20 protein-coding genes and 2 pseudogenes are annotated in these 23,996 nt (G+C 68.6%); 6 read left to right on the top strand and 16 right to left on the bottom strand.

The features are described from left to right. Positions 1–67: 67 nt before the first annotated feature. The 10 genes and pseudogenes from FCI23_RS34275 to FCI23_RS34315 all read right to left on the bottom strand — a co-directional run bounded on the left by FCI23_RS34275 (position 68) and on the right by FCI23_RS34315 (position 9,729). A complete protein-coding gene (locus tag FCI23_RS34275; protein WP_136728054.1) occupies positions 68–337 on the bottom strand; it encodes a hypothetical protein in 270 nt (89 codons plus the stop codon). Positions 338–361: 24 nt separating this feature from the next. Beyond that, a complete protein-coding gene (locus tag FCI23_RS34280) occupies positions 362–889 on the bottom strand; it encodes a hypothetical protein (protein ID WP_136728056.1) in 528 nt (175 codons plus the stop codon). Positions 890–1,303: 414 nt separating this feature from the next. After that, positions 1,304–2,218: a hypothetical protein gene (locus FCI23_RS34285; protein WP_136728058.1), complete on the bottom strand. Its 915-nt coding sequence runs from the start codon at positions 2,216–2,218 to the stop codon at positions 1,304–1,306. A gap of 177 nt (positions 2,219–2,395) precedes the next feature. Then, positions 2,396–2,743 (bottom strand): DUF1330 domain-containing protein, encoded by a 348-nt coding sequence (locus FCI23_RS34290; protein ID WP_136728060.1) that lies wholly within the window; start codon positions 2,741–2,743, stop codon positions 2,396–2,398. A gap of 190 nt (positions 2,744–2,933) precedes the next feature. Beyond that, positions 2,934–3,515, bottom strand: a complete 582-nt coding sequence (locus FCI23_RS34295) for a class I SAM-dependent methyltransferase (RefSeq protein WP_136728062.1) — start codon at positions 3,513–3,515, stop codon at positions 2,934–2,936. Positions 3,516–3,654: 139 nt separating this feature from the next. Further along, positions 3,655–3,924, bottom strand: coding sequence for a hypothetical protein (locus FCI23_RS34300; RefSeq protein WP_136728064.1), 270 nt, complete (start codon positions 3,922–3,924; stop codon positions 3,655–3,657). A gap of 243 nt (positions 3,925–4,167) precedes the next feature. Further along, positions 4,168–7,365 carry a discoidin domain-containing protein gene (locus FCI23_RS34305; protein ID WP_136728098.1) on the bottom strand — a complete coding sequence of 1,066 codons (3,198 nt, stop codon included), beginning with the start codon at positions 7,363–7,365 and terminating at the stop codon, positions 4,168–4,170. Positions 7,366–7,523: 158 nt separating this feature from the next. Then, positions 7,524–7,689, bottom strand: a pseudogene (locus FCI23_RS60475) (IS3-like element ISRhosp5 family transposase); the annotation flags it as partial. A gap of 1,082 nt (positions 7,690–8,771) precedes the next feature. Then, complete coding sequence (locus FCI23_RS56945; protein ID WP_169317062.1) at positions 8,772–8,990, bottom strand: hypothetical protein; 219 nt, start codon at positions 8,988–8,990, stop codon at positions 8,772–8,774. 10 nt (positions 8,991–9,000) lie between these two features. Next, positions 9,001–9,729, bottom strand: coding sequence for a hypothetical protein (locus FCI23_RS34315; RefSeq protein ID WP_136728067.1), 729 nt, complete (start codon positions 9,727–9,729; stop codon positions 9,001–9,003). A 688-nt stretch (positions 9,730–10,417) separates the two neighbouring features. Here FCI23_RS34315 and FCI23_RS34320 point away from each other — a divergent pair. Beyond that, positions 10,418–10,936, top strand: coding sequence for an SRPBCC family protein (locus tag FCI23_RS34320; protein ID WP_136728069.1), 519 nt, complete (start codon positions 10,418–10,420; stop codon positions 10,934–10,936). A 38-nt stretch (positions 10,937–10,974) separates the two neighbouring features. Beyond that, a complete protein-coding gene (locus FCI23_RS34325) occupies positions 10,975–13,287 on the top strand; it encodes an FdhF/YdeP family oxidoreductase (protein WP_136728071.1) in 2,313 nt (770 codons plus the stop codon). 785 nt (positions 13,288–14,072) lie between these two features. On the opposite strand, the gene FCI23_RS34335 is transcribed toward FCI23_RS34325, so the two are convergent. The 4 genes from FCI23_RS34335 to FCI23_RS34355 form a co-directional block, all read right to left on the bottom strand. Beyond that, complete coding sequence (locus FCI23_RS34335) at positions 14,073–14,348, bottom strand: integrase (RefSeq protein WP_136728073.1); 276 nt, start codon at positions 14,346–14,348, stop codon at positions 14,073–14,075. Between the two features lie 314 nt (positions 14,349–14,662). Next, a complete protein-coding gene (locus FCI23_RS34345) occupies positions 14,663–15,478 on the bottom strand; it encodes an alpha/beta fold hydrolase (RefSeq protein WP_136728099.1) in 816 nt (271 codons plus the stop codon). 226 nt (positions 15,479–15,704) lie between these two features. Then, positions 15,705–16,898, bottom strand: coding sequence for a terminase, large subunit (locus FCI23_RS34350; protein WP_136728076.1), 1,194 nt, complete (start codon positions 16,896–16,898; stop codon positions 15,705–15,707). Next, on the bottom strand, positions 16,885–17,430 hold the full coding sequence (locus FCI23_RS34355) for a hypothetical protein (protein WP_136728078.1): 546 nt from the start codon (positions 17,428–17,430) through the stop codon (positions 16,885–16,887). The genes FCI23_RS34350 and FCI23_RS34355 overlap by 14 nt, the downstream gene beginning before the upstream one ends. 170 nt (positions 17,431–17,600) lie before the next feature. Between FCI23_RS34355 and FCI23_RS34360 the strand changes: the two genes are divergently transcribed. Further along, complete coding sequence (locus FCI23_RS34360; protein WP_136728080.1) at positions 17,601–18,329, top strand: tyrosine-protein phosphatase; 729 nt, start codon at positions 17,601–17,603, stop codon at positions 18,327–18,329. Positions 18,330–18,463: 134 nt separating this feature from the next. On the opposite strand, the gene FCI23_RS34365 is transcribed toward FCI23_RS34360, so the two are convergent. After that, the gene (locus FCI23_RS34365) at positions 18,464–18,955 is read right to left on the bottom strand and encodes a hypothetical protein (RefSeq protein WP_211265563.1); all 492 of its coding nucleotides are present in this window, start codon (positions 18,953–18,955) and stop codon (positions 18,464–18,466) included. A 48-nt stretch (positions 18,956–19,003) separates the two neighbouring features. Next, the gene (locus FCI23_RS34370) at positions 19,004–19,990 is read right to left on the bottom strand and encodes a methyltransferase domain-containing protein (protein WP_136728084.1); all 987 of its coding nucleotides are present in this window, start codon (positions 19,988–19,990) and stop codon (positions 19,004–19,006) included. Between the two features lie 30 nt (positions 19,991–20,020). Here FCI23_RS34370 and FCI23_RS34375 point away from each other — a divergent pair. The 3 genes and pseudogenes from FCI23_RS34375 to FCI23_RS34385 all read left to right on the top strand — a co-directional run. Continuing rightward, positions 20,021–21,209, top strand: a pseudogene (locus FCI23_RS34375) (ISAzo13 family transposase); the annotation flags it as partial. A gap of 598 nt (positions 21,210–21,807) precedes the next feature. After that, entirely contained in the window at positions 21,808–23,238 is a 1,431-nt protein-coding gene (gene ltrA / locus FCI23_RS34380; RefSeq protein WP_136728088.1) for a group II intron reverse transcriptase/maturase, read from the top strand. Between the two features lie 46 nt (positions 23,239–23,284). After that, entirely contained in the window at positions 23,285–23,854 is a 570-nt protein-coding gene (locus FCI23_RS34385) for a helix-turn-helix domain-containing protein (RefSeq protein WP_136728089.1), read from the top strand. The last annotated feature ends 142 nt before the right edge of the window (positions 23,855–23,996 follow it).

A 23,996-nucleotide genomic window follows, 5' to 3' on the forward strand; every position in this document is an offset into this window, starting at 1 on the left:
CAGAGTCGGGAGAGGCGGGAGGGCGCCTCCCCTGCCGGGGAGGCACCCTGAGTGCCGTGCAGGACCGCTACTGACCGCGGGCCCTCCTGAGACCCAGCAGTAGTGCCGCCGCCGAGACGAGCAGCAGCGCGACGCGGACGTCGATGGCGGCGGAGCCGAGCCGGGTCACCCCGCTGCGCAGCGCCGGCAGTTGGGTGACGCAGAAGACGCCGAGGCATAGCGCCGACACGCCGAACAGCCGGGGCCGGTCGACGTGCCACAGCCAGGACGGCGCCCATCCGGAGAGGATGGAGATGCAGCCCGCGGCGGCCCGCAGCTGGATCACACTGTCCTTCATCGACAGCAGCGCCCTCGCGCCAGGTCAGCTCGGGCCGACCCCGCCCGCACCTGCCCGCCCGGTGGCGACGGGCGGCAGCGGCGTGGCCTGCGCGGGGCTGGTCGGCACCTGGTCCGAGGCAGGCTGGCCCGGCTGGGCGGGAATGAGCGGCACCGTCGGCACCAGATCGGCCTCGGGCAGGCCCAGGTAGTCGCGCACCGCAGCGTTGTCGCCGGTGGCGTCCGCCAGCCGGGCAGCCTGGTCGAACGCCCGGCTTTGGATGCGCTCGATCTCCTCGGCGACCTCGTCAATGGGGTACCCGGCTTCCTGCAGCATCCGCACGCCAGTCTCCAGGGAGAACACGCCCGCTCCGTAGCCCGCGACGACGTCGGCGAGGACGGTGGTGCGGTCGGTGGGGGTGTGTGCGCCCCACACCAGGCGTGCGGGCAGTGACTCGCCGGCGGGCCACACCTGCCCGGCCTGGTGCAGGCGTTGCACCATGCGCAGCAGCAGCTGGTACTTGTGGGCACGGGCCAGGCGCATCGCACCGACCAGGGAGTCCAGCGGGCCCATGCCAGCTGCAGCGCGTACCCGGACGGCACCGACGCGGGGTCGAGGCTACCGAGCCCGGCGGTGGTCAGGCGGGTGTTCGCGGCAAGCCGGGTGAGCATGTGGTCGATGCGCTGCCGCAGTTCGGCGAGCTGCGCCGAGGTGTCCAGGTCGTCCATGCGCCCGCTGTCGGACAGCTGCCACACCGTCCCGGCCTCCACACGCACCGGCAGCGGCTGCCCAGTCTGGCGGTCGATGGGCAGCCGCGCGCCGGCCAGGGCCACGATGGGCGTGCCCGTCGTCGCGGACGCGGAGGCGCTGTCGGTGTCGGTGGCGGCGAGCTCGTCCAGCAGCTGCAGCACCGTGCCCAGCGACGACTTACCCCAGTGCTCCCCGCCGTCGGGGATCGAGTTCGGGACGTGCACGACCGGGATGAAGTCACACATCAGGTCCAGGCGGTCCAGGACCTCCGTCGGAGCGCACCCGGTAGGCGGCCCTGTCCGGGGGCAGCGAGTACAGGTCGTGGGCGGCTCCGACGTCTTCCAGCAGCCATTCGGCATCCGACAGGTAGCACGCCGTGGTCGACGGGTGGCCGGGCGCCCACGGGTAGGTACGCTGCACGCTGCCGGTCACCGCATCCAGGGTGTCGCCGACGGTCAACACCGGGTCGCCCTCGGCGCCGACGACCTGCTCACGGATCGCGCGGCCGTCCTCGGTCACCCCGGGCGCGGTCGCTGCGCCGATCGGCCCCAGCTCGTAGGTGATGCGCCGCAGCCGGGCTTTCAACCCGCGCAGCGGGTCGGCGGGCAGCTCCCACGCGAAGTGCACCCGCGAGGGGTACTCGGAACTGTCCTGCTCGCCCTCGTCCCACTCCGGGAAGTAGAACCCGGGGTCGTAGGTGCGCAGCAGCACCCGCTGCTTGGCCGGTTCCCACGCCAAGGTGAACACGCCGTCGCCGCAGCGCACCGCGCACCGTTCGGCCTGCTGGATCCGCAGCGGCCACAACTCCTTGTCCGCCCACGCGCGCAACCGCTCCTGCAGGTCGGCTGCTTCGGCGGCGCCAGGGGTCGGCTTGTCATTCCCGGCATGGTCAGCGCCGGGCACCACGATGGTCTGCTCAGCACCCAGCAGATACCCCAGGGTGGTGTCGATGAGCTTGGAAGGGTCACCCAACTCGCGGCGTTCCAAGCCGTGGTGGTCGCCGGTGACGGCGGCGAACTGCCCGGCCTGGTTGTTGTCGTACGCCGCGAGGAGCTTGTAGGCGGCCAGGCGCCGCATGTCGGCGGCGGGCACCCACGATCCGGCGAGTTCCGGGAAGGCCCGGAGGTTCGCGGGCCGGTCCGGATCGGCCATGACGGGCTTCTAGTTGAGCCAGCTCGAGGCGTCGATGACCAGCGTGCGCAGACCCACAGCCCCTCCAGGCAGTCGGCCCCACGCCGCCCACCAGGGTACGCCGCCAGGGATGCAGCACTTTGAGCCTCCCCCGCTGCGCGGGAGGGCTGATTAGCTGCCCCGGCCCGAACCCGAGGGCTACTCGGCAGGGAGGGCCTCCCGCATCGCTTTTGCGGTGGCAGTCGGGTCGTAGCCCTCGGGGACGCCTCCGACCAGGATGATGTCGCCCTCGATGTGCCGCGAGCGCAGCGGTGCGATCTCTTGGTATGCGGGTGAGTCCCACCATGCCCGCGCCTCGGCGATCCCGGGGAAGCCGATCACCACGACGTGCCCGGGCCAGCTGCCCTCCTTCACCTCGTGCTGCGTGGCGTGAACGAGGAAGCGGCCGCCGTACGGCTCGAAGGTGGCGGTGATGCGCTCGATGTACTCAGCGATCTCCGGGTGCGGGGCGGCCTCCCGCAGGTGAGCTATGGCGTAGGCAGGCATGGTGTCCTTTCGGTCGGTCAGGTCCGTACGTCGACGATCGTGGCATGCGTGGCTTTGTCCACGAAAACCGGTTCTGGCAGCGAAGGCGAAACGCTGAGTGAGGAGTGTGCGGTGACCAGTTGTCGCTCCCCTTGCTCCCGGACACGGCGAGGCGGGGGTACGAAGCCGCTTGCCGAGCAGGCGGCTTCGATCACGCGCTACGCGCTTGGAAGACCATGAAGGGGGGCAGCCCGGCACGCTGCGGCTGCGCGGCAATGACGCTGGCATCGGGTGTCGGTTCTTCGACGGCTTCGGTGCTGAAGCCGTGCCGCATCAGCGCGGTGAGATAGGTGGATAGCTTTCGGTGCTGGTTTCCCGCCCGACGGGCGCCTTCTGAGTTCGCCGAACGCCAGAAGCCCTCGGTGAGGTAGTCGCCGACGACCCTGCGGACGGTCCCGTTCTCGGTCTCCCTCCAGGTGGCGTGTGGTGCCTCGAAACAGGGATGCGGGATGGTGAAGACCAGGAAGCCTCCGGGGACAAGGACCCTGTGCACAGCCGAGAGTGCGGCATCGAGGTCGGGCACGTTGTTCAGCGAGAGCCCAGCAGTCACCCACTCGACCGAGCCGGTGGCGACCGTGGCGAGTGTGCATCCGTCGTCGACCGAGAAGAACGCCCCGCTCGGCTGGCTCCTCTCGGCATCCCGCGCGTTTTCGATCATCCGCGGCGACGGGTCGATTCCGACCACTGAGGCCCCGCGGGCAGCCACAGCACGGGCGATATCCCCTCTCCGCATCCGAGGTCGAGGACACGCTGACCTGCGAGAAGCTCGGGGACGCGGTCGAGGAGGCTGTCGCGTGCGAAGTCGTGCATGGCAGAGCCGGATAGCAATAGCTCTGCATACCAGTCGGCGATGGTGTCCCAGGATTCAGTCATCAAAGTCCGGACACTACTCGACACCTCCCGAGTCCACCATCGAATTGCAGGCGTTGGCGAGGGCTTCGACGGACACGCCGCCCCGCCTGGTTGTTGTCGTACGCCGCCAGCAGCTTGTACGCGGCCAGGCGCGGCATATCGGCGGCGGGCACCCACCATCCGGCGAGTTCCGGGAAGGCCCGGCTGTTCGCGGGCCGGTCCGGGTCGGCCATCACGGGCTTGTAGTTGAGCCAGCTCCAGGCGTCGATGACCAACGTGCCCAGACGCACAGCCCCTCCAGGCAGTCGGCCCCACGCCGGCCACCAGGGTACGCGGCCAGGGGATACAACCCGGGGGACGTGTGCGACATCACGTGGGTTCCGTCGGTCGGTGATCGCCGCAGTAGGTGATCCGACCAGTGGTTTCGCAGTCACGGATCCACGCTTCGACATGTAGATCACGATGGTTCTTCAGGAATCCTGAAGAACCATCGTGATCAAACAGGCGACCCGTTTCCCGTCGCCGGTTCGTCCTCAGCCGCCGGACGGGCTGACATCACTCTGCGCGGCGACTGAGGACGAACCGAGCACGGACAGCGAGACGACCCGAGCGTCGCGGGGACGCCGGCTCGGGACGTCAAGGGCCACATAGCGGGCGGTGATCTCCGTACTGAGCGTGGCGTCACGGCCCCTGGTCTGCAGCGTTCCGGCCTCCTCGTACGTGAGGCCGTCGGCGCTGAACTCGACCGTCGCCGAGGGGACGTGTCCGCCCGTCCAGGCCACCCGGACCTCGCCCACCAGTAGCTGCGCACCGAGGTCGACCACCATCCGGCCGCCTGCCCCTGGGCTCCAGGAGGTGTGCGGGTCGCCGTCGACAGCTGCCGCCGGGTCCGACATGCCGGAGGGCAGCGGTGCGGTCGGGAAGGTGATCCGCCCGAGAGCGGCGTCGGGTATCGAATGGCTCGGGACGCCGGGCACGGACACCTGCGCCGTGCGGCCGTGGCGGACGCTGACGTGTATGTCGTCGCTGCCCGGCGCTGTGACAACGAGACGGCAGGACGGCCCTGTCAGCTTCAACGTGGCCGCGTCGACGACCTCGGCGCGCAGTCCTGCCGGAACGCGCCCGCCCCTGTCCGCACGCAGCGTGAAGCGGGCCGGCGCCACCACGGCGCGGGCCGCCGCGAGTTCGGCGTCGTAGTCGGTGCCGGTGGCGGTCACCGTCTGCGTCCCCGCATACAACTGGAGACGCCGCGTGTCCTGGGGGACACCGACCGTGGTGGTCACCGCAGCGCCGGACAGATTGAACAGGCTGAGGTGGCCTCCGGCGGTGCTGGAGGCCACGACCGCGTTCCGCGCCTGGGGTGCCCTGTCGGCGGCAGCGGCCTTCAGGACGGACACGTCAGCGCCCACCAGCCCCTCGACCAGTATCGCCTCGGCGGGCCCGTCCGAGAGGACGACCGTGTCCCCGTAGACGGCAAGCGGATTCCGGGCGCCCCGCACGACGAGCCCGGCCCTGCCGTCGACGGAGAGCCAGCCGCCGGTGCTGGTGAGGTCGGCCTGCGGATAACGTGCGAGGTCCGTCCAGGTCACCCCGTCGTCCGAGCCCTGGAGGACGTACGCACGTCCGGCGGCGGCCTCCCAGCGCAGGGTGACCCGGTCGAACTCTTGGGCCTCCCCCAAGTCGACGGCGATCCAGCTGCCTGCCTTGGTACGGTCGGCGACCGAGACGGCCCAGCGAGTGGTGAGATTGCCGTCGACGGCCAGCGGCGCACCCTTGCCCGTGTCAGCGGACGACGCGGTGGCGGTGGCGCCCAGCGCGAGGTCGGCGCCGTCGGCGCCGTCGCGGATCTCGATGGCGTACAGCGAGTAGCCGTATTTCGGGTCGGGGGTGACACCTTGCATCCGCAGCCGCCGGAACGAGCCTCTGGCGAAGGTGATGTCGTCGGTGCGCCCGGTCGCGGGAGGCGTCGGGGTGGCGCTGCCGCTGTCCTTGGCGGCGACGGTGACCGTGCCCTCAGCAGTGGTGTACGTACGGCCGCCGTCCAGGCCCGCGACGCCCGGCATAGTGAAGTTGTGCACTTCGAGATGGCCCTCACCGGACCCGGTGCCACTGGTCGCGTAGACCACGGCGCCGGAGGGGAGGGTGGTGAATCCGGCGAAACCGGTGTCAAGGGTGAAGAGCGAGGCGCTGCCGTCGAAGCCGTCTCTGAGCACGCTGTACGTGTCGACGGAGCGGGCGTTCACCTTGCCCGTGGTGGCAGGTAGGAACATAGGGGTGGCGCCGCTGAGAACGAACAGCCAGTCATCGTGCGCCGGTTGCCAGGCGAACTTCACAAACCCCGGCTTGCTGACGGCCGCCGCCCAGGCCGCCTTCGACTGGTGCGCCACCAAGCCGGGGCCCGTGCCGAAGTCCTTCACACCGCTGGCCCACGCGAACAGTTCCGCGTCGGTGAAGGGGCGTACGGCCTTGCCGTGCGCGGCGCGCCACTCGTGCAGCAGATAGCTGATGGCGATCTCGGCGCGCGCCTCCGGCTCGTACTTGGGCTCACCGGAGAACTTCGTGAGCCGGTTCACCGGCGGGTACGCCTGGTAGGCGTCGAGGCGTTCGGCCAGGGCCGCTTCGGCGCGGGCGGCGGCCCGGTCGCCGAGGACCTGGGCGAGGAAGGCGAGCGGGATGACGTCACGTCCGTACAGATGCTCCCGGTCGTTGACCATCGGCATCAGGGGCTCACCGGCATCACTCATCACGGTGAGCATGGTGTCCCAGAGCAGCCCGGCGTTCGGCTGGGAGGTCAGCACCTCGGGCATCGGACGGCCAGCGGTGATGAAGTGCGCGGCGTTGCGGGCCGACGTGCGCCACAGCTCTTCCTGGTAGTGCGGGCCGAAGGAGTTGTGGTTCTCCACGATGAACGTGTCGTACAGATTCTGCGCGGTGTTGTCGCTGATGGGCACGCCGTCGACGAGGGCCGGGTTGGCGCGGTCGGCGACGGGCAGCCCGGTCTCGTTACGGCTCCACCGGCCGTAGGCGTCGCTCCACGACGGGTACCGCGCGTCGTCAGGGGCCCAGGCGAGACCGGGTGCGAGCGACTGTGCGTAGACGCCCATCTCCTCCAGCTTGGTGTCGCCGACGAACCCGCCGGTCAGGCCGTGCGGTGTCCAGCCGCCGGAGTTGGGGTCGTCGGCCGTGCCGAGCCCCGTGGTGTACGCAGCCTGTTCGCGCACGATGGTGTCGATGTGCGTCCGCGTCTCGTCGTCCAGCTGGTCCCAAAGAAGGCGCGCGGCGAGTACGAAGTAGAGCTGGAAGGTGGTGTCAAAAAAGAGGGTGCGTCCCCACTCCGTGCCGCCGGTGAGGCGGTTCGACGCCGCAAAGTGCTTGATCGTGGCGAGGGTATGGGAGCGGAGGGTCTCCTTGTCGATCCCGGCCCGCTCGGCGTCGTACGTGCCCCGCGTGAGCAGAAGCGCATTGCCGAGGACAACGGCGAAGCCGAAGTCCGTGACGGTGTAGTAGCCCTTGGCCGCGTCCCACTGGGTCTCGGACCAACGGGTGTGGGTGAGCAGGGCCTTGTAGTACGTCTCGGCCACCTCGTTTGGGGCGGCGGCCGGATTCACGCTGCCGGTGGCCGCTGCTGCCGGCGTGACCGAGAGCGAAAGCGGCGCTGCTGTCAACGCCGCAGTGACGCCCGCCAGTTGTACGAATCGACGCCTGCTCAGCTCGGCCGGGTGGTGGTTCACGTGGAACGCCTCCTGAGATCCGCCCCTGACAACGTTGTCTAGGCGTGGCCATTCTGAGTTTATGGAGCCGAATGCGTCAAGAGCCGCGTCAGCGCGCTCATACTGTCGTACGTACACCAGCGCGTGCGAAGAGTGGACGACAGAACGGATCGGCGAAAGTACTGGGCTCCGTGATCGCTGTGGAAGACCGCCCCGTGCAGACTGCCGCGGCCCATTCGGCGGGGCCGTGGCGTCGATGACAAGTTCGGCGCACACGTGGTCGGCGCTCGCCCAGCCGGCCAGGCGGCGTGAGCACAGGTCGATGACCGTCGCCAGGTAGAGCGGCTTCGCGCCGGTGACCGGACGGCGCTGCGCTCGGCCTGCCGGAGCAGCGGCAGCTCCTTGTCGGCCACTCGCGCAGCCGCTCCTGCACTCGGCGGCCTCGGCTGGTCCCGCCGGCGGATCCTCGTCGTCGGCGTCCGCACCAGGCACCACGATGAACTGCCCCGAGCCCAGAAGGTAGCCCAGGTTAGAGGCGTCGCCCAACTCGCCTCGTACCAGGACGTGGTGGTCGTCGGCGACGGCGGCGGCCACGCGGCGAGCAGCTTGTACGCGGCCAGACGCCGCAAGTCGGCGGCAGGCACCCACGATCTGGCGCGTTCCGGGAAGGCCCGGATGTTCGCGGGCCGGTCCGGATCGGCCATGACGGGCTTGTAGTTGAGCCAGCTCCAGGCGTCGATAACCAGCGTGCGCAGACGCACAGCCCCTCCAGGCGTCGAGCCCCGCGCCCGCGCCGACCAGGATACGGCCAGGCCACGCCCCGGGGCGTCTGGGAGCATGGCGGGCATGAGCCTTCCCGAGCCGCCCGCCTCCGCAGGCGCAGGAGTCGCGCCGTGGACGTCGGGGCCCGGCCTGGTGCAGTCGCTGCACCAGGCGCAGCAGCAGCTGGTACTTGTGGGCGCGGGCCAGGCGCATCTCGCCGACCAGGGAGTCCAGCGAGCCGAGCGCCAGCTGCAGCGCGTACCCGGATGGCACGGAGGCGGGGTCGAGGCTGCCGAGCCCGGCGGTGGTCAGGCGGGTGTTCGCGGCGAGCCGGGTGAGCATGTGGTCGATGCGCTGCCGCAGTTCAGCGAGCTGCGCCGAGGTGTCCAGGGCGTCCATGTGCCCGGTGTCGGACAGTTGCCACACCGTCCCGGCCTCGACGCGCACCGGCAGCGGCTGCCCGGTCTGGCGGTCGATGGGCAGCCGGGCGCCGGCGAGGGACACGATCGGCGTGCCGGTCGTCGCCGACGCGGACGCACTGTCGGTGTCGGTGGCGGCGAGCTCGTCCAGCAGCTGCAGCACGGTGCCCAGCGACGACTTGCCCCAGTGCTCGCCGCCGTCGGGGATGGTGTTCGGGACGTGCACGACGGGGATGACGTCGCACATCAGGTCCAGGTGTCCAGGACCTGGCCGTCGGAGCGGACCCGGTAGGCGGCCTTGTCGGCGGGCAGCGAGTACAGGTCGTGGGCCGCGCCGAGGTCTTCCAGCAGCCATTCGGCGTCCGACAGGTAGCAGGTGGTCCGGAACGGGCGGCCGGGCGCCCACGGGTAGGTGCGCTGCACCGTGCCGGTCACCGCATCCCAGGTGTCGCCGACGGTCAGCACCGGGTCGCCGTCAGCGCCGACGACCTGCTCGCGGATCGCGCGGCCGTCCGGAGTGACCCCGGGCGCGGTCGCCGCGCCGATCGGCCCCAGCTCGTACGTGATGCGCCGCAGCCGGGCTTTCAACCCGCGCACCGGGTCGGCGGGCAGCTCCCACGCGAAGTGCACCCGGGCGGGGTATTCGAGCTGTCCTGCTCACCGTCGTCCCACTGAAGTAGAACCCCGGGTCGAAGGTGCGCAGCAGCACCCGCTGCTTGGCCGGTTCCCAGGCCTGGGTGAACACGCCGTCGCCGCAGCGCACCGCGCACCGTTCGGCCTGCTGGATCCGCAGCGGCCACAGCTCCTTCTCCGCCCACGCCCGCAGCCGCTCCTGCAGGTCGGCTGCCTGTGCGGCGCCGGCGGACGGCTTGTCGTTCCCGGCATGGTCGGCGCCGGGCACCACGATGGTCTGCTCCGCACCCAGCAGATAGCCCAGGGTGGTGTCGGTGAGCTTGGAGGCATCGCCCAACTCGCGACGCTCCAGGCCGTGGTGATCGCCGGTGATCGCGGCGAGCTGCCCGGCCTGGTTGTTATAGTACGCGGCCAGCATCTTGTACGCGGCCAGGCGCCGCCGGTCCGGCTCGGGCACCCACGAGGAGCAGATCTCGGGGAAGGCACGGTGGGCGGGGCCGTGCAGGTCGGCCATGGCCGGTTTGTAGTTGATCCACGACCAAGCGTCGATGACCAGTTCGCGCAGCCTCACGGGTGCCCTCCAGACATGCAAGGCCCCGCGCCCGCAGCGACCAGGATACGGCGGGTCGCGCGCCGCAGCGTCCCGCGCGCAGCGGTACTGCGCTCTCCACCCTCATGTTGTTGCAGATCTCTACGAGCTTTGTTCGATACGAAACGTCTCGTCCGCCATGCGCCCCACCAACGTCAACCTCCATCGTCATCGCCACCGGGCCCGCTCACGGTAGCGGCCTTACGACCAGAACGCCCAGGCTTGTCAGCGATCACACAATGGCGGACCGGGGCTGGCTGCACCGCACCCCCGCAGGCCGCTTCACCGCCCCGCCCCGACCGCCCGCCTGACCGAACCTCGCCGGGACAACCCGCCAACAAGGTAAGGATCCAGAACCCCATTTCACCCGTCCCGACGCCCATTTGGCCCATTCGGCATATCGGTCGACCGCGCGGGTAGCAGGAGCAAACAGCGGCAGTCGGCTCCGGCAGAGATGTCCCGTGCTGTTTGTCCGCGCCTTCACCCGCCTATACCTCCGCATGTAGGACCCAGGCGCACTTATGTTCTTCTGGGCGCCCCCGGTACCCGGAGCCTGCTCACCTCCCGCTTCCAGGGCCATCGGCCGCCTGGGCTGGAACGGAGATCCACTCGCGGCGGGCTTGGCAAGCGCTGACACTTGAAGTGGGTCAGCATTTCAGGCGAGGGAGCTATGAGGACCATAGAGGAGACGGTTCAGGTCGCGGTCCCGTTGCGCACCGCCTACAACCAGTGGACGCAGTTCAAGAGCTTCCCTCGGTTCATGGCGTCGGTGAAGAGGGTCGACCAGATCAGACCCGCTATGACCCGCTGGGTGATCGGGTGGGGTCCGCTGAGCTACGAGTTCGAAGTGGAAATCGTGGAGCAGCGCCCCGATGCCTGCGTGGCCTGGCGCAGCCTGGATCGGCGGCCGTGCCATCGGGGGGAGGTGACATTCCGGCCACTGGACTCCGGCCGCACCGCGGTCGCTGTGCGGATGCGATATGAACCGCAGGGTGTGGGGGAACTGGTCGTCGACGCCCTGAGCGTCCCGCGCCGCACGGTACGGGCCGAACTCGCGCACTTCAAAGAGTTCATTGAGGGCCTCGGAGAAGAGGTCGGGGCCTGGCGGGGATCAATCCGCGGCGGCCATGTGCACCCCGCCGAACCAGTACCGCCGAGAAGTCAGGTCCCCACCTGGCCCCATGGCTGAGCCATCTGCCGGATCCCGCTTGACGAGAGGCACGACTGATGCAGAAGCCACCGCGCGAAGAACCGGACGACCGGCTGTCCGTGACGCCGCCCAAGGACTGGGCGACGGGGGTGCCAGCGGTGACGCACGCTGTCACGTATTCCCTGAGCCAGACCTCGGCACGCCGGACGGGTCTGACCCTGCTGACCATGAACCAGGTCGATGGTATCGACTGCCCGGGCTGCGCCTGGGCGGATCCCGCCCCGGGCCACAGGCACATCAATGAATACTGTGAGAATGGCGCCAAGCACATCAATGACGAGGCCACCTCGCGGCGGATCACCGCTGACTTCTTCCGACACCACTCGGTCTCCGAGCTGGGGCAGCGGTCCGACCTCTGGCTGAACCAGCAGGGCCGGCTCACTGCGCCGATGGTGAAACGGCCCGGTTCGGACTACTACGAGCCGATCAGCTGGCACGATGCCCTGGGGCTGCTCTCCGAGGAGTTGAAGTCCCTGGACTCCGCCGACGAAGCAACGTTCTACACTTCGGGCCGGGTCGGCAACGAGGCCGCCTTCGTTCTCCAGCTCTTCGCCAGAGCGTTCGGCACCAACAATCTGCCTGACTGCAGCAACCTTTGCCACGAATCCAGCGGATTCGCGCTGCACCAGACGCTGGGGACGGGCAAGGGCACGGTGAGCCTGGAGGACATCCACCATGCCGACCTGATCTTCGTAGTGGGACAGAACCCCGGATCCAACCACCCGCGGCAGCTCTCCGCACTGGAAGAGGCCAAGCTCAACGGCGCCCGCATCATCGCGGTAAACCCACTGCCCGAAGCCGGCCTGCGGCGGTTCAAGAACCCCCAAAAGCCGCGCGGCGTGATCGGCAATGGGATCCAGATCGCTGACCAATTCCTCCAGATTCGTGTCGGCGGTGATCTCGCATTGTTCCAGGGCCTGAACCGGTTGCTGCTGGAGGCCGAGGAGGCCCGGCCGGGTACGGTGCTCGACCACGAGTTCATCCGATCCAGCACCAGCGGGTTCGAGCAGTTCGCCCAGCACGTCCGTGGAATCCCCTGGGAAAACATCATCGCCGGGACCGGACTGGCCCGCGAGAAGATCGAGAAGGTCCGGGACGAGGTCCTCAGAAGCGAGCGGATCATCGTCTGCTGGGCCATGGGACTGACGCAGCACAAGCATGGAGTTCCCACGATCAGGGAAATCGTGAATTTCCTGCTGCTGCGCGGAAACCTCGGCAGGGCTGGAGCCGGAGCCTGCCCCGTACGCGGCCACAGCAATGTTCAGGGAGACCGCACGATGGGCATCTGGGAGCAGATGCCGGAGTCCTTCCTGGACGCCCTGCAACGCGAATTCGGTTTCGACCCGCCCCGAGCGCACGGACTGGACTCCGTGAACTCGATCAGGGCTATGCGAGAGGGCCGTATCAAGGTCTTTCTGGGTGTCGCGGGCAACTTCGTCCGCGCCGCCCCGGACAGCACCCTCACCGAAGAGGCCATGCGAAAGTGCCGGCTCACGGCGCACATCTCGACCAAGCTCAACCGCTCCCACACCGTCTGCGGGGACACCGCACTCATCCTGCCCACTTTGGGGCGGACCGAGCGGGACATCCAGGCAGGGGGCGAGCAGTTCGTCACCGTGGAGGACTCGATGAGCGAGGTCCACACCTCCCGGGGCCGTCTCGAACCGGCCTCCAGGCTGTTGCTCAGTGAAGTCGCCATCCTGAGCCGGCTGGCCCGCCGGACTTTGGACGGAAGAGCGGGCATCCCGTGGGAGCAATTCGAGGCCGACTACGGCGCGATCCGGGCTCGGATAGCCCGCATCATACCGGGATTCCACGACTTCAACCGCCGGGTCGTCCGCCCAGGTGGTATCCAGCTGCCGAACCCGGTGAACGAGGGAGTCTTCCCCACCCCTGTCGGCAAAGCCCTGTTCACCTGTAACAAGTGGGAGATGCTGCACGCCCCCGCGGGGCACTTGCTTCTGCAGACTCTGCGTTCCCATGACCAGTGGAACACCATCCCCTACACAACGAACGACCGCTACCGGGGCATCCATGGAAGCCGACGCGTCGTCCTGGTCAACCCCGCGGACCTGACCGAACTCGGCTTCGCCGAGGGCGACCACGTTGACCTGGTGGGCGTATGGGACGAGGACGTGGAGCGCCGCGCCGAGGACTTCCAGGTAGTCCCGTACCCGAGCGCATCTGGCTGCGCCGCCGCGTACTACCCGGAGACAAATGTCCTGGTGCCGCTGGACAGCGTGGCCGACATCAGCAACCAGCCCACGTCCAAGGGGATCGTGGTCCGACTTGAGCGCACGGGCGCTCGCTCTGAGGCCGCAACGCCATGACAGGCCCTGCACCCCGCCGCCACAACGACCGTCGTCATGGCCACGCGCTGCGGCCAGGCCGATGCCGTTGGTGGTGAGCGACAGTTCGGGGGCCGGGTCCGGGGCGGAGCGGCGGGCGACCAGTGCGGGCAGGCCGCAGCGGAGCAGGTCGTGCGGCATCGGGACCGACCGCGGGCTGTGGGTGCTGCCCGCCCTGGTCAGCTTTCGGGCAGCAGAGGGCACGGCCGGCCGTGTGCAGCCGATTGAGTGATTCCGGTGAGCCACTTGGGGCGGAGCCTCCGCTCGCGCCCGGAAGGGCGGGGCCTGGTTTCCCACATTCTTGCGGCGGGCGTCGGGCCGTGAACGGGCGGGGTGACGCCGGGCGTTTGCGGGATCGATTGTTCTCCGGGGCCGGGTGCCGAGGTGCCGCCGCCGTGGAGGGCGTGTGAGGGGTCCTGCGGATGGGGCCCGGCCGATCCGCGTGGCTGGGATGCCCACAGTTGCGGGCTGCGGTGGGTGGAGCGGTCGTCGAAGCTGCCGTGGACGGTGTAGTCGTGTCCGTCCTTCCCGTCGGCGGGCTGCCACAGGTTGGCGGGATGCTCTTCGGGGAAGGGGCGGTCCGCTTGCTGGGAGGAGAAGCCGGTCCGGGCTGGGTAGCGGTCCGGAGGCCTGGGGCGATGGCGTTGGCGATCAGGGTCCCCATCGTGCTGCCGGCGACCCAGTACTCGCGGCGGTGGGGGTGGTCGGCCGCGTACAGGACGGCGCGGGCGGCGAGTTCGGGCTGGTAGATCGGTGGCACGGGCTAGCTAGGCGGCCTTGGGCAGCTCTCGCTGCCAGCGCAGCAATGTCGCCGGGGTGACGAGGAAGCTACTCCGGCTCTGTCTGTGCAGCACACGCGACAGGGCCGCCAGGAGAACTCGGTCGGCCGGTTCCAGCTTGGGCTGGCCGACTTGGCGTTGGAGCACCGGGAGTGGGTGCCGCAGGACCGGAAGTTCGACGTCCTTCACCGCTCTGCCCAGGAACCTGAGGCACGCCGACGCGAGCGACCTGCGCGTCAGCAGGTAGATCCATGGCCACCACATGGAGCTCGATCCTGCCCCGGCCCACACCCGTCCCGCAGCGAAACTGCGACACCGGCCCGAATCCGGGTTTTCACACGGGACGAGCTGATCGGGCTCCTCTTACGCGGTGGCCCGATCTCTCAGGTGCTCGATTACAGATGGGGCCCTCCGGGTAGGCGAGGGTTCCACCTGCACTCGCACTTGGGAGGGCGAATGAACATGACAGCACCCCAGGGTTGGGCTGGTCCAGGGGCGGCAGCACCGTCACCAGGCCGTCGACCGGCGGGAAGCGGCTGTCGGCAGCGTCTATGAAGAAGGTGAGGAGCGGGTGCGATTCACGCACGGCTGGCTACCTGCGTGCTGAGGAAGTCCAGTAGCGCCGCGTTGAACTGCTCGGGCTGCTCGACACCCGGCAGGTGGCCGGCCCGTTCGATGACGGTCAGCGTGGCGTGCGGGATAAGGCGGTGGATGTCCTCGGCGTTGCTGACCGGGGTGTAGACGTCGTCCACGCCGACCACGATCAACACCGGTGTCTCGACCGCGGCGAGGGTATCGCGGTAGTCGGGGCGTTCGGCCCGCCCCCGCAGGGCGGCAGCGGCGCCCCGCGGGTCGGTGGCGCGCATCATGCCCAGGACGTGTGCCGCCACGTCCGGCAGGGCGGTGACGTTGTACGCGGCGAGCATCTTGTCGATCACCTCGCCCGCGTACCCGTCCATGCCCTCGGCCAGCAACCGATCGGCCAGGCGGTTGCGGAACTCCTTGCCCTCCTCGGTCTCGGCGGGCGCAGACGTGTCGGACAGCACCAGCGCCCGCACCCGCTGCGGGTAGCGGCGCTGGAACTCCATGGTGATCTGGCCCCCCATGGACACCCCGCCGAAGACCGCACGCTCCACGCCCAGGTGGTCGAGGAGGACGGCGATATCGTCCGCGAAGTCAGAGAGGAAGACCTTGCCGGGGGTGACGCTGCTGTCGCCGTAGCCGCGCAGATCCGGGGCGATCACGCGGTATCCGGCCGCCGCCAGCACCTTGGCCACCGGCCCCCACAGAGTGCGGTTGAACGGATGACCATGAACCAGGACGACCGGCAGCCCGTCCGACGGCCCCTGATCGTCGTAGTGCATCGTGGCATCGTTCAACGCTATGTGGCTCATGCCGGACACCCTAACGTCGTGATCAGCGGTGGCTCCCGTTGAGTAATTGTCAGATCCCGGCCGGGGTGAGTAGCCGCGGTAGTAGGCGAGTTCGCCGGTGGTGCGGTTGCGGCGGACCAGCAGCTGGCGGCTGCCGGGGGCGGGGTCAGGCAGGTCGATGGCGGTCCAGTGGGCAGCAGCCGGATACGGCTGGGGGCGTTGGCCTTTATGGGGCCGTTTCCGGGGGTTATCGGCGGCCGCCGAGGCGGTCGTCGTGGATGTGTCCGGCGACCGCGGCGAGCTGTTCGGGGTCGGCGAGTTCGGTGAGTCCGTGGACGGCGGCGTCCATGCGGTCGGGGGAGTCCATGCCGACGACCCAGGTGGCCATCTGCTCTTCGAGGCGCACATGGGTGCCGACGTGGTGGATCAGGCCCTGCTCGTACAGCTGGGCGATGGGTTCGGCCCGCAGGCGTTTGCCGACCTTGGCGGTGACTTCGAGGACTCGGGGCATGAGCTGTCCGGCGGTCGTGCCATCCCGGCGCAGCTGCTCCCACGCTTGGGAGAGGACCTGGCGGGCCATGTCGCCGCCGTAGTTGGACTCCACCACGATCGCGTCGGCCTTGAGGGCGAGGGCGAGACGGCACGCCGTGAGGCCCCAGTCGTTGGCGCCCATGGAAGCCGAACGGTCCTCGAGGACGTACAGGTGGCCGTCGAAGCCGCGAGCAGCGCCGATGATGCCGGTTTCGTCGCCCACTGAGGATTCTCCGCCGGCCGGGTCGACGGCGACGATGACGCGGGCCATGTCGAGACCGCCGAACTCGACGGTGGTGAGCCGGTGGTCGGTGATCCAGGCGCGCTGCCACACGCCGCCCTCGGGGGGACGCGGCTTTTGCTGGTAGAGCGCGGCCCATACGCGTTCGCCGACGCGGCGGCGGGTCGTGGCGTGATGCTCGACGTCGAAGCGTTCGGGCCACAGTGGCTCGCCGGGCTTGCGGCCGAGCGGGTCGTCGTCGGAGTCGGCGAGGGCGGGCAGGTCGATGACGTGCCACTCGTTGGCCTGTGCGTCGGCGAGGATGCGGCCGGCGAGGTCGTCTTCGTTCCAGCGGGTCTGGATGACGCAGATCGCGCCGTCGGGCAGTGAGGCCCGCCGTGACTTGCCGTGACGCGGCGGCATGGTGATCATGACGCGGTCGGCGCGGCCCTCGGCCATGTCGATCCACGCCTGGTCGATGAGGTGGAGGTGCCTCGCCTGCATCTCGCGGCGTTCGGTGAGCACCGCGGCCATCGCACCGGGCGAGGCGTCCATGGCGATGCCGCGCTCGACGCGGGCGAGGTGGGCGCGCAGCTGAGGCGACGCCCGCTCAGCCATGGCGCGGCGCACGGCGGGCGGCTGCGTGCGGTAGTGGGCGAGCAGCGCCGCCTGGCGGTCATTCGGAGCCACGCGCAGCCTCCTCGGTGATGCCGATGAGAGCTTCGAGTTCGTCGAGGGTCGCGGTCGTCAGGTCGCTGCCACTGTCGGCGGGGGTGACGATCTCGGTCTTGGAGGGCTTGTCGAGGCCGTTCATGCGGGCGCGGCGCTCCATGATGCGAAGAGCCCGGTCGATGGCGGGCAGGTCGCCGTCCTTGACGGCCTGGCGGTAGGCGACGAAGAACAGTCGGTCCAGGCGCAGGTTTTCCACCGCCCGCAGCTCGTCGGCCTTCTCGTCCACCTCGGTGGTGCGCTCCTTGAGGGCCAGGCGCACGTCCTTGCAGGCGGCGTTGATGAGCTGGTCGACGGTGGGAGGCTCCAGGTTCTTGTTGTACCGGTCGATGCCGTAGCCCTGGGGGTAGGCGACGCGGTCGGAGTTGACGGCCGGGTCGGCGGCGAGTTTGCGGGCGACAGTGAGCCAGTCCACGCCGGCCAGGCGTAGGTCAATGGCGTCCGCTCGCCGCTGTGCGATGGCGGCCCGCGCGGCCTTGTCGGGGCGTCCCACCGGCGTGGTCCTCTCGCTGCTGCGCGCCCCCACGCCACGAAACATGATGGCACCACAGCCCGGCGACCTCGTGTGGTCGTGACAGCGGCCAGCCCAAATTCCCCACGGACGGCCAGTCGCGGCGTGACGCTCCGTGACGCTGGGAATAGCCGGGTCGTAGGGTGTCGCGGGTGAGAAGACACATCGAGTTCGAACGCCTCCACAATTTCCGGGACCTGGGTGGCTACCGCACCGAGGACGGCCGCACCGTGCGATGGGGATGCCTCTACCGATCCGACTCGCTCGCCAAGCTCCAGGGCGCTGACTGGAATCGCTTCGTCGACCTGGGTGTGCGCACCGTGATCGACCTGCGCTATCCGTGGGAAATAGCGGCGAAAGGCCGGGTGCCCGACAGCGGGGCCATCGCCTACTTCAACCTCAGCGTGGAACACCGCCCGTACGACCAGGCGGAGATCGATCCCGAACTAGACCCCTGGCGCTACCTCGCCGACCGGTACGCGGAGGTCGCTCTCGACGGAGCCAAAGAACTGCGGAAGGCCCTTGAGGTCCTCGCGTCCGAGAGCACCCCGCAAGTCTTCCATTGCGCATCCGGCAAGGACCGCACCGGCTTGCTGGCCAGCCTGATCCTCTCGCTCCTGGGGGTGGCCGAGGACGACATCGTCGCAGACTTCGCGCTCACCGAACTGGCCACCGAGCGGCTGATCGCCGACTGGAAAGCGGCCAACCCAACACGGGCTCTGAAATGGCCCGACTACGGACGAGCGCCGGAAGAGGTCATGCGACTGTTCCTGTCCGACCTCGCTGCCACCTACGGCTCCGTGCACGGCTACGCCGTCAAGCACCTCGGGGTTGACGAGGCCGTGATCTCACAGCTGCGCACGCAACTTCTGAACACCTGAGCAGCACGACGGCGATCAACACTCGGTCACCATCCGCGGCCAGTTGACTCCTCGCCAACTGGCCGCCAATGGGAAATCCCAACTGGCCACCAACATGGTCGCCGGACCGTGGTGGGGGCGGGGTTACAGGAAGCTCAGCTGCTGCGGTGCGTCAGGGTCGGGCGGCGGCAGGTAGCCAGCTGGCGGCGCGTCGGGTGCGCTGCGGTTGGCGCGCAGCCACCACGCGAACTGCCAGTTGCGGCAGGTCCGGTACAGGTACCGCTGGCGGTGCGGCGCATCGGCGGGGATGGAATGCTCGCCCATCCAGTGATGGGGCGGGCGTTGTCGAGCGCCACGTGGAGGCCGGGCACCAGGGCCGGGCCTTCCCACTGGTGGCCTTCGGCGTAGTCGAAGGCCAGGTGTGCGTTGGAGGCCCAGTCCCAGGGGTGGGGCAGGGCGCACAAGTACCAGGCCAGGGGCGGGTTCTCCGCCGGCAGGGTGACCCTCTGGTGGGGTGCCCGGGGGTTGACCGGGGCGCGGTCGGACTGGCCGAAGGTTTCCAGGCAGTGGTTGTCGAGATTGATGTGGCGGACCCCGGCCAGCCACATGATCAGGTATGGTGCGGCGGCTTTGATACCGACCCTCACGGGCGGTTGTGGCATTACGTGCATTCCCCTTTGAATTGGCCGCGCGGGTTAGGCGCGGGCGATATTCCTTTCTTTGACCAATTTTACCAAATTTTCCACGAGTTGCTTATGACGCCCGTGCCGGAAGTCGTTGGGGTAAGGCATGTTGAATTCCTCGTCGAGGGCTTTCTCGTAATCGAGGTCGGAAAGCGGCAGGGGGTTTTTGCACACCGCCCGCAGCGTCGCGTTCGAGCGACCGGCGACCGTCACCTCCCCGAAGTACGCCCCCAGCAGTTCGGCCAGCGACTCGGGGGTGTGGAAGCGAATCCGCATCCACTTGCCCTGCATGAACCGCATGTCCACGTTCTCGTGGTCGAGGAACGACAGCCGGGTGGATTCGCGGCTGGTGGAATGCTGCGACCTCTCAAACGCCTGCTCCGCCAGGAGATTGCGGGTGCCGATGCACACCGTGCCGTCGCCGGCGCACAGCGCATTGACGGCGGTGAGCACCCAGTGCTGGTAGTCCAGCGACGTGGTGGCGTTGATGACGGAGTCAAGCACCACCATGTCGTACAGGCCGTGCGCGGCCAGCCGCTTCTCGATCGTGCGGACCATCGAGACGACGCCCCGGATGTCCACCGCGTACTTGCCCGGGGTGGTGCGGTACGGCTCGTAGTCGTCGATCGAGTAGCCCTCGGGGCGCAGCTTCTTGGCGTAGTCGCCGTGGCCCGCGCCGAAGTCCACCACCCGCATGTCGGGGCGCTCGCGCAGCCGGGGCAGCGCCAGCTTCTCCCACACCTCCGACTTGTAGGCCAGCTTCCCGGCCTTCCGCAGCGAGGTGTACTGCCGCAGCCGCTTGGGCTGAACGATGTGCTGGTTGTAGACCGGCGCCTGGTCCTCCAGGCCGCTCCAGTCGTACACGCCGTACTCGCCAGTGAGGTCAGCGACCAGCTGTGCCGCGTCCAGGGACGTGCAGGTCCACGCGAGGACGTCGAAGTGGTTCTTCGCGGCCACCACCGCGTAGGACGCGCAGCGGAATAACCCGTAGCTTCCCAATTCCGTGCTCGTTGTTGTGATATGAGCGCGATGGAGGAACTGCGGGCGTCGATGGCGGCCAAAGTTCGAGGCGATCTTCCCGCATCTCGACGAGCGGCAGCGGCGCCTGTTGATGGGGGCAGAAGCACGTGCGGTCGGCCATGGCGGGATCCGGCTGGTCGCCCGGGCTGCCGGGGTCCGCGAGGCCACGGTGTCGCTGGGCGTGAGTGAACTGGAGTCCGGTCAGGCCCCGTTGAGACGGGTACGCAGGCCCGGCGGGGGACGCAAGCGAGTCGTCGACCTCGATCCGGGACTGCGCGCCGCGCTGCTGACCCTGGTCGAGCCGGACATGCGCGGCGATCCGATGTCACCCCTGCGCTGGACCACGAAGTCCACCCGCAATCTCGCCGCCGAACTCACCCGCCAGGGCCACCGCGTGTCCGCGGACGTCGTCGGTGATCTGCTGCGCGAAGAAGGCTTCAGCCTGCAGGGCAACGGCAAGACCATAGAGGGCAAACAGCACCCCGACCGGGACGGTCAGTTCCGCCACATCAACGAACAGGCCAAGACGTTCCAGCAGGCCGGGGACCCGGTGATCAGCGTGGACTGCAAGAAGAAGGAACTCGTCGGACCGTACAAGAACGCCGGCCGCCAGTGGCGCCCGAAGGGCGAACCGATGCGGGTCAGCACCCATGACTTCCCGGACAGGGAGCTCGGGAAGGCCGTCCCGTACGGGATCTACGACCTGGCGGCGAACACCGGCTGGGTCAACGTCGGCACCGACCACGACACCGCCGCCTTCGCCGTGGAGTCCATCCGCCGCTGGTGGAACGGCGCCGGCCGCAGCGCCTACCCGCAGGCCGGACGGTTGCTGATCACCGCCGACGCGGGCGGCTCCAACAGCTACCGCACCCGCGCCTGGAAGGCCGAACTCGCGGCCCTGGCAGCGGAGACCGGGCTACCGATCACCGTGTGCCACCTACCACCAGGGACTTCCAAGTGGAATCGAATTGAGCACCGGCTGTTTTGCCACATCACGATGAACTGGCGCGGCCAACCGCTTACCAGCCACGACGTCATCGTCGAGAGCATCACGGCCACCACCACCCGGACCGGGCTGAGTGTGCACGCCGAACTCGACACCGGCCACTACCTCACTGGCCTCACGGTCAGTGACGAGATCATGGACGCCCTGCCCATCTCCCGCGACAGCTTCCACGGCGACTGGAACTACACCCTGGTGCGCCACGAGGCGCCACTTGATACCGGGTAGGGGTGAAAGACCCCTACCTTCGGCCTGTCGCAGTAGGCCGATGAAGCTGAGGGCAGCCGATGCGTGGAGATGCACGCGGAGGTGAGAGCGGCCCTGACAACGACGGGACGCGTCGGTACTTCCAGACGGCGCGGGTCCGGCAAGCAAGACGAGACGCCGTACGAGAGGAACCAGTGTCTGACGCTCCGTAAGAGTTCCACCGGCTCCAATCTGGAGGATATGGGCCGGTTGCAGCGCACGCCATCTCCGGGTGGCGACTCCGAAGCCGAATTTAGGGTGTCGGTGGGGAGGCCACGCTGAATGCCTGCGGCGTAGGCGTGGCGATGCTGTCGGAGTAGAGCTGGGCGGCTCGCCCGTCGACCGGTTGGTGGTGAACGTGGGAAGCGTCCTGGTGTCGCCCTTCCCGTCTGGCACCCAGCCAGACGGAGGGCAAGGCCCGTCGTCGGCTGACGACGCCAGGACGTGGCGGAGGCCCCGTAGTAGTCCGAGCGCGTTAATGGCGCGAACATGGCGAAGGGGGCCAGCAAGTCGGCAGTCGAGGAACTGGAAGACCGGGAGGTCATCGGTGAACACCGACGAACTGGAGCACGCCACGTATGAGGCGGAGCGCCGGGTACTGGAGATCCAGGCCAAGCTGCACCGTTGGGCTCGCGATGATCCTCATCGCAGGTTCGATGACCTGTTCAACCTCTGTGTCGATCCCGCGTTTCTGCTTGTCGCGTGGGATCGGGTGCGGGGTAACAAGGGTGCCAAGACCGCCGGGGTGGACGGCCGCACCGCGGCGTCCATCGCGGAGCGGACGGGCGTTGAGGAATTCCTCGACGCGCTAAGAGACTCGATCAAGGATCGAAGCTTCCGTCCGCTGCCGGTGCGGGAGCGGATGATCCCCAAGACGGGCGGCAAGCTGCGCCGCCTGGGGATCGCGACGATCACCGACCGGGTGGTGCAGGCGTCCTTGAAGCTGGTGCTGGAGCCGATTTTCGAGGCGGAATTCCTCCCGTGCTCCTACGGGTTCCGTCCGAACCGCCGGGCTCACGACGCGGTGGCCGAGGTCCGCCACTTCACGTCCCACGGGTATGAGTGGATCGTGGAAGGTGACATCAAAGCCTGCTTCGACGAGATTTCGCATCCGGCCTTGTTGGACCGGGTGCGGCTTCGGATCGGGGACAAACGCGTTCTTGACCTGGTGAAGGCGTTCCTCAAGGCGGGCATCCTCGGCGAGGATCGCGTGCTGAGAGAAGCCAGTGCTGGAACCCCACAGGGTTCGATCTTGTCGCCGTTGCTCAGCAACGTGGCCTTGTCGGTCCTGGACGAGTACGTCGCCCAGGGTCCGGGAGGACCCGGAAGCAGCAAGCTGGGACGGGAACAACGTCGCCGTCAAGGTCTTCCCAACTACCGTCTATCGCGGTATGCGGACGACTGGTGCCTGATGGTTCACGGCACCGAAGGCGACGCCGAAGCCCTGCGCGAGGAGATCGCAGGAGTCTTGTCCACGATGGGCCTGCGCCTGTCGCCGGAGAAGACCCTGATCACCCGCATCGATGAGGGACTGGACTTCCTCGGGTGGCACATCCAGCGCCACCGCAAGCGAGGAACCAACCGGTACTACGTCTACACCTACCCCTCACGCAAGGCCCTCTCGGCCGTGATGGGCAAGATCAAGACAGCATGCCGGAAGATGGCCACGAACCAGCCGCTTGACACCCTGCTCATCCAGCTCAATCGGATGCTGCCGGGCTGGTGCGCCTACTTCCACCCCGGCGTGTCCAGCGCGACATTCCAATACCTAAGCTCGTACACATGGAGCCAGGTCATGAAATGGCTGCGCCGCAAACACCGCCGGATCACCTGGAAGGACCTCCGCCGCCGCTGCTGCGGGGGTGGTTGGTGGCCAACTGGGGAGGAACGGACGCTATTCGACCCCGGAAAGGTGCGCACCACGCGCTACCGCTACCGGGGCGCGGCCATCCCTTCCCCCTGGCCGGCCACGGCATGAGGACGATCATCGACAGCAAGGCGGGACTTGTGGAGCGCCCGGTGCCATGAGAGTGGCACGCCGGGTGCGGGAAGCGGCCCGAAGAAACGACTCGATCGAAAGACGAGACCGCGCTTCGGGCCGACTTCACCACCCCACCAACGACCAGACCCCGGGCCGGCGGGACGCACTCCAGGCCGAGCCGGACGGGCCGGTCTCCACCAGTGCGCTCTCCCACCCCGCGCTGACCGGCATGAGCCGGCACGAACTGGCCGCCATGACCGACCAGCTGGCCCCCGCCCAAGCCGCCCAGCGCGAGCAGCAGCGCCACACGCGGCGCGGGGCGGAGCGCCGCCGGACCCCGGGGGCGGGCCCCCGCCCCAAGCTCACCGCTGCCGACCGCGTCCTGGCCACCATCCTCTACCTGCGCAAACTCTGCACCCAAGCCGTCCTCGGCGAACTGTTCGCCGTAGACAGAGGAACGGTCACCAGGGCAGTTCAGGAGACCCGCCCACTCCTGGAACAGCACGGATACGCCATCGCACCGTCCACAGCACGGTTCCCCGCACCAGCCGACCTCATCACCTTCCTGGCCAGGACAACCGAAGCACCGATGAAGATCAAACCAGCGTGTTAATCATCTGCGAGGCTGCTTACGACGTCGTGCGCGGTAGCTGAGACCCCGGTCTGAGCATGCAAACGGCCGTGCGAGACGATCATGATTGTGACGTCAAGAGGGGCCCGCACGGCCTTGAGCCATCGTATCTGCACCGGGATCC

This window comes from Actinacidiphila oryziradicis (assembly GCF_005047355.1).
GTDB classification, from domain to species: Bacteria; Actinomycetota; Actinomycetes; order Streptomycetales; family Streptomycetaceae; genus Actinacidiphila; species Actinacidiphila oryziradicis.

Coding starts and splice junctions, on each gene's coding strand:
- FCI23_RS34275 (WP_136728054.1), bottom strand. CDS start 337: ATGAAGGACAGTGTGATCCAGCTGCGGGCCGCCGCGGGCTGCATCTCC.
- FCI23_RS34280 (WP_136728056.1), bottom strand. CDS start 889: ATGGGCCCGCTGGACTCCCTGGTCGGTGCGATGCGCCTGGCCCGTGCC.
- FCI23_RS34285 (WP_136728058.1), bottom strand. CDS start 2,218: ATGGCCGATCCGGACCGGCCCGCGAACCTCCGGGCCTTCCCGGAACTC.
- FCI23_RS34290 (WP_136728060.1), bottom strand. CDS start 2,743: ATGCCTGCCTACGCCATAGCTCACCTGCGGGAGGCCGCCCCGCACCCG.
- FCI23_RS34295 (WP_136728062.1), bottom strand. CDS start 3,515: ATGCGGAGAGGGGATATCGCCCGTGCTGTGGCTGCCCGCGGGGCCTCA.
- FCI23_RS34320 (WP_136728069.1), top strand. CDS start 10,418: ATGAGGACCATAGAGGAGACGGTTCAGGTCGCGGTCCCGTTGCGCACC.
- FCI23_RS34325 (WP_136728071.1), top strand. CDS start 10,975: ATGCAGAAGCCACCGCGCGAAGAACCGGACGACCGGCTGTCCGTGACG.
- FCI23_RS34335 (WP_136728073.1), bottom strand. CDS start 14,348: ATGTGGTGGCCATGGATCTACCTGCTGACGCGCAGGTCGCTCGCGTCG.
- FCI23_RS34345 (WP_136728099.1), bottom strand. CDS start 15,478: ATGAGCCACATAGCGTTGAACGATGCCACGATGCACTACGACGATCAG.
- FCI23_RS34385 (WP_136728089.1), top strand. CDS start 23,285: ATGAGAGTGGCACGCCGGGTGCGGGAAGCGGCCCGAAGAAACGACTCG.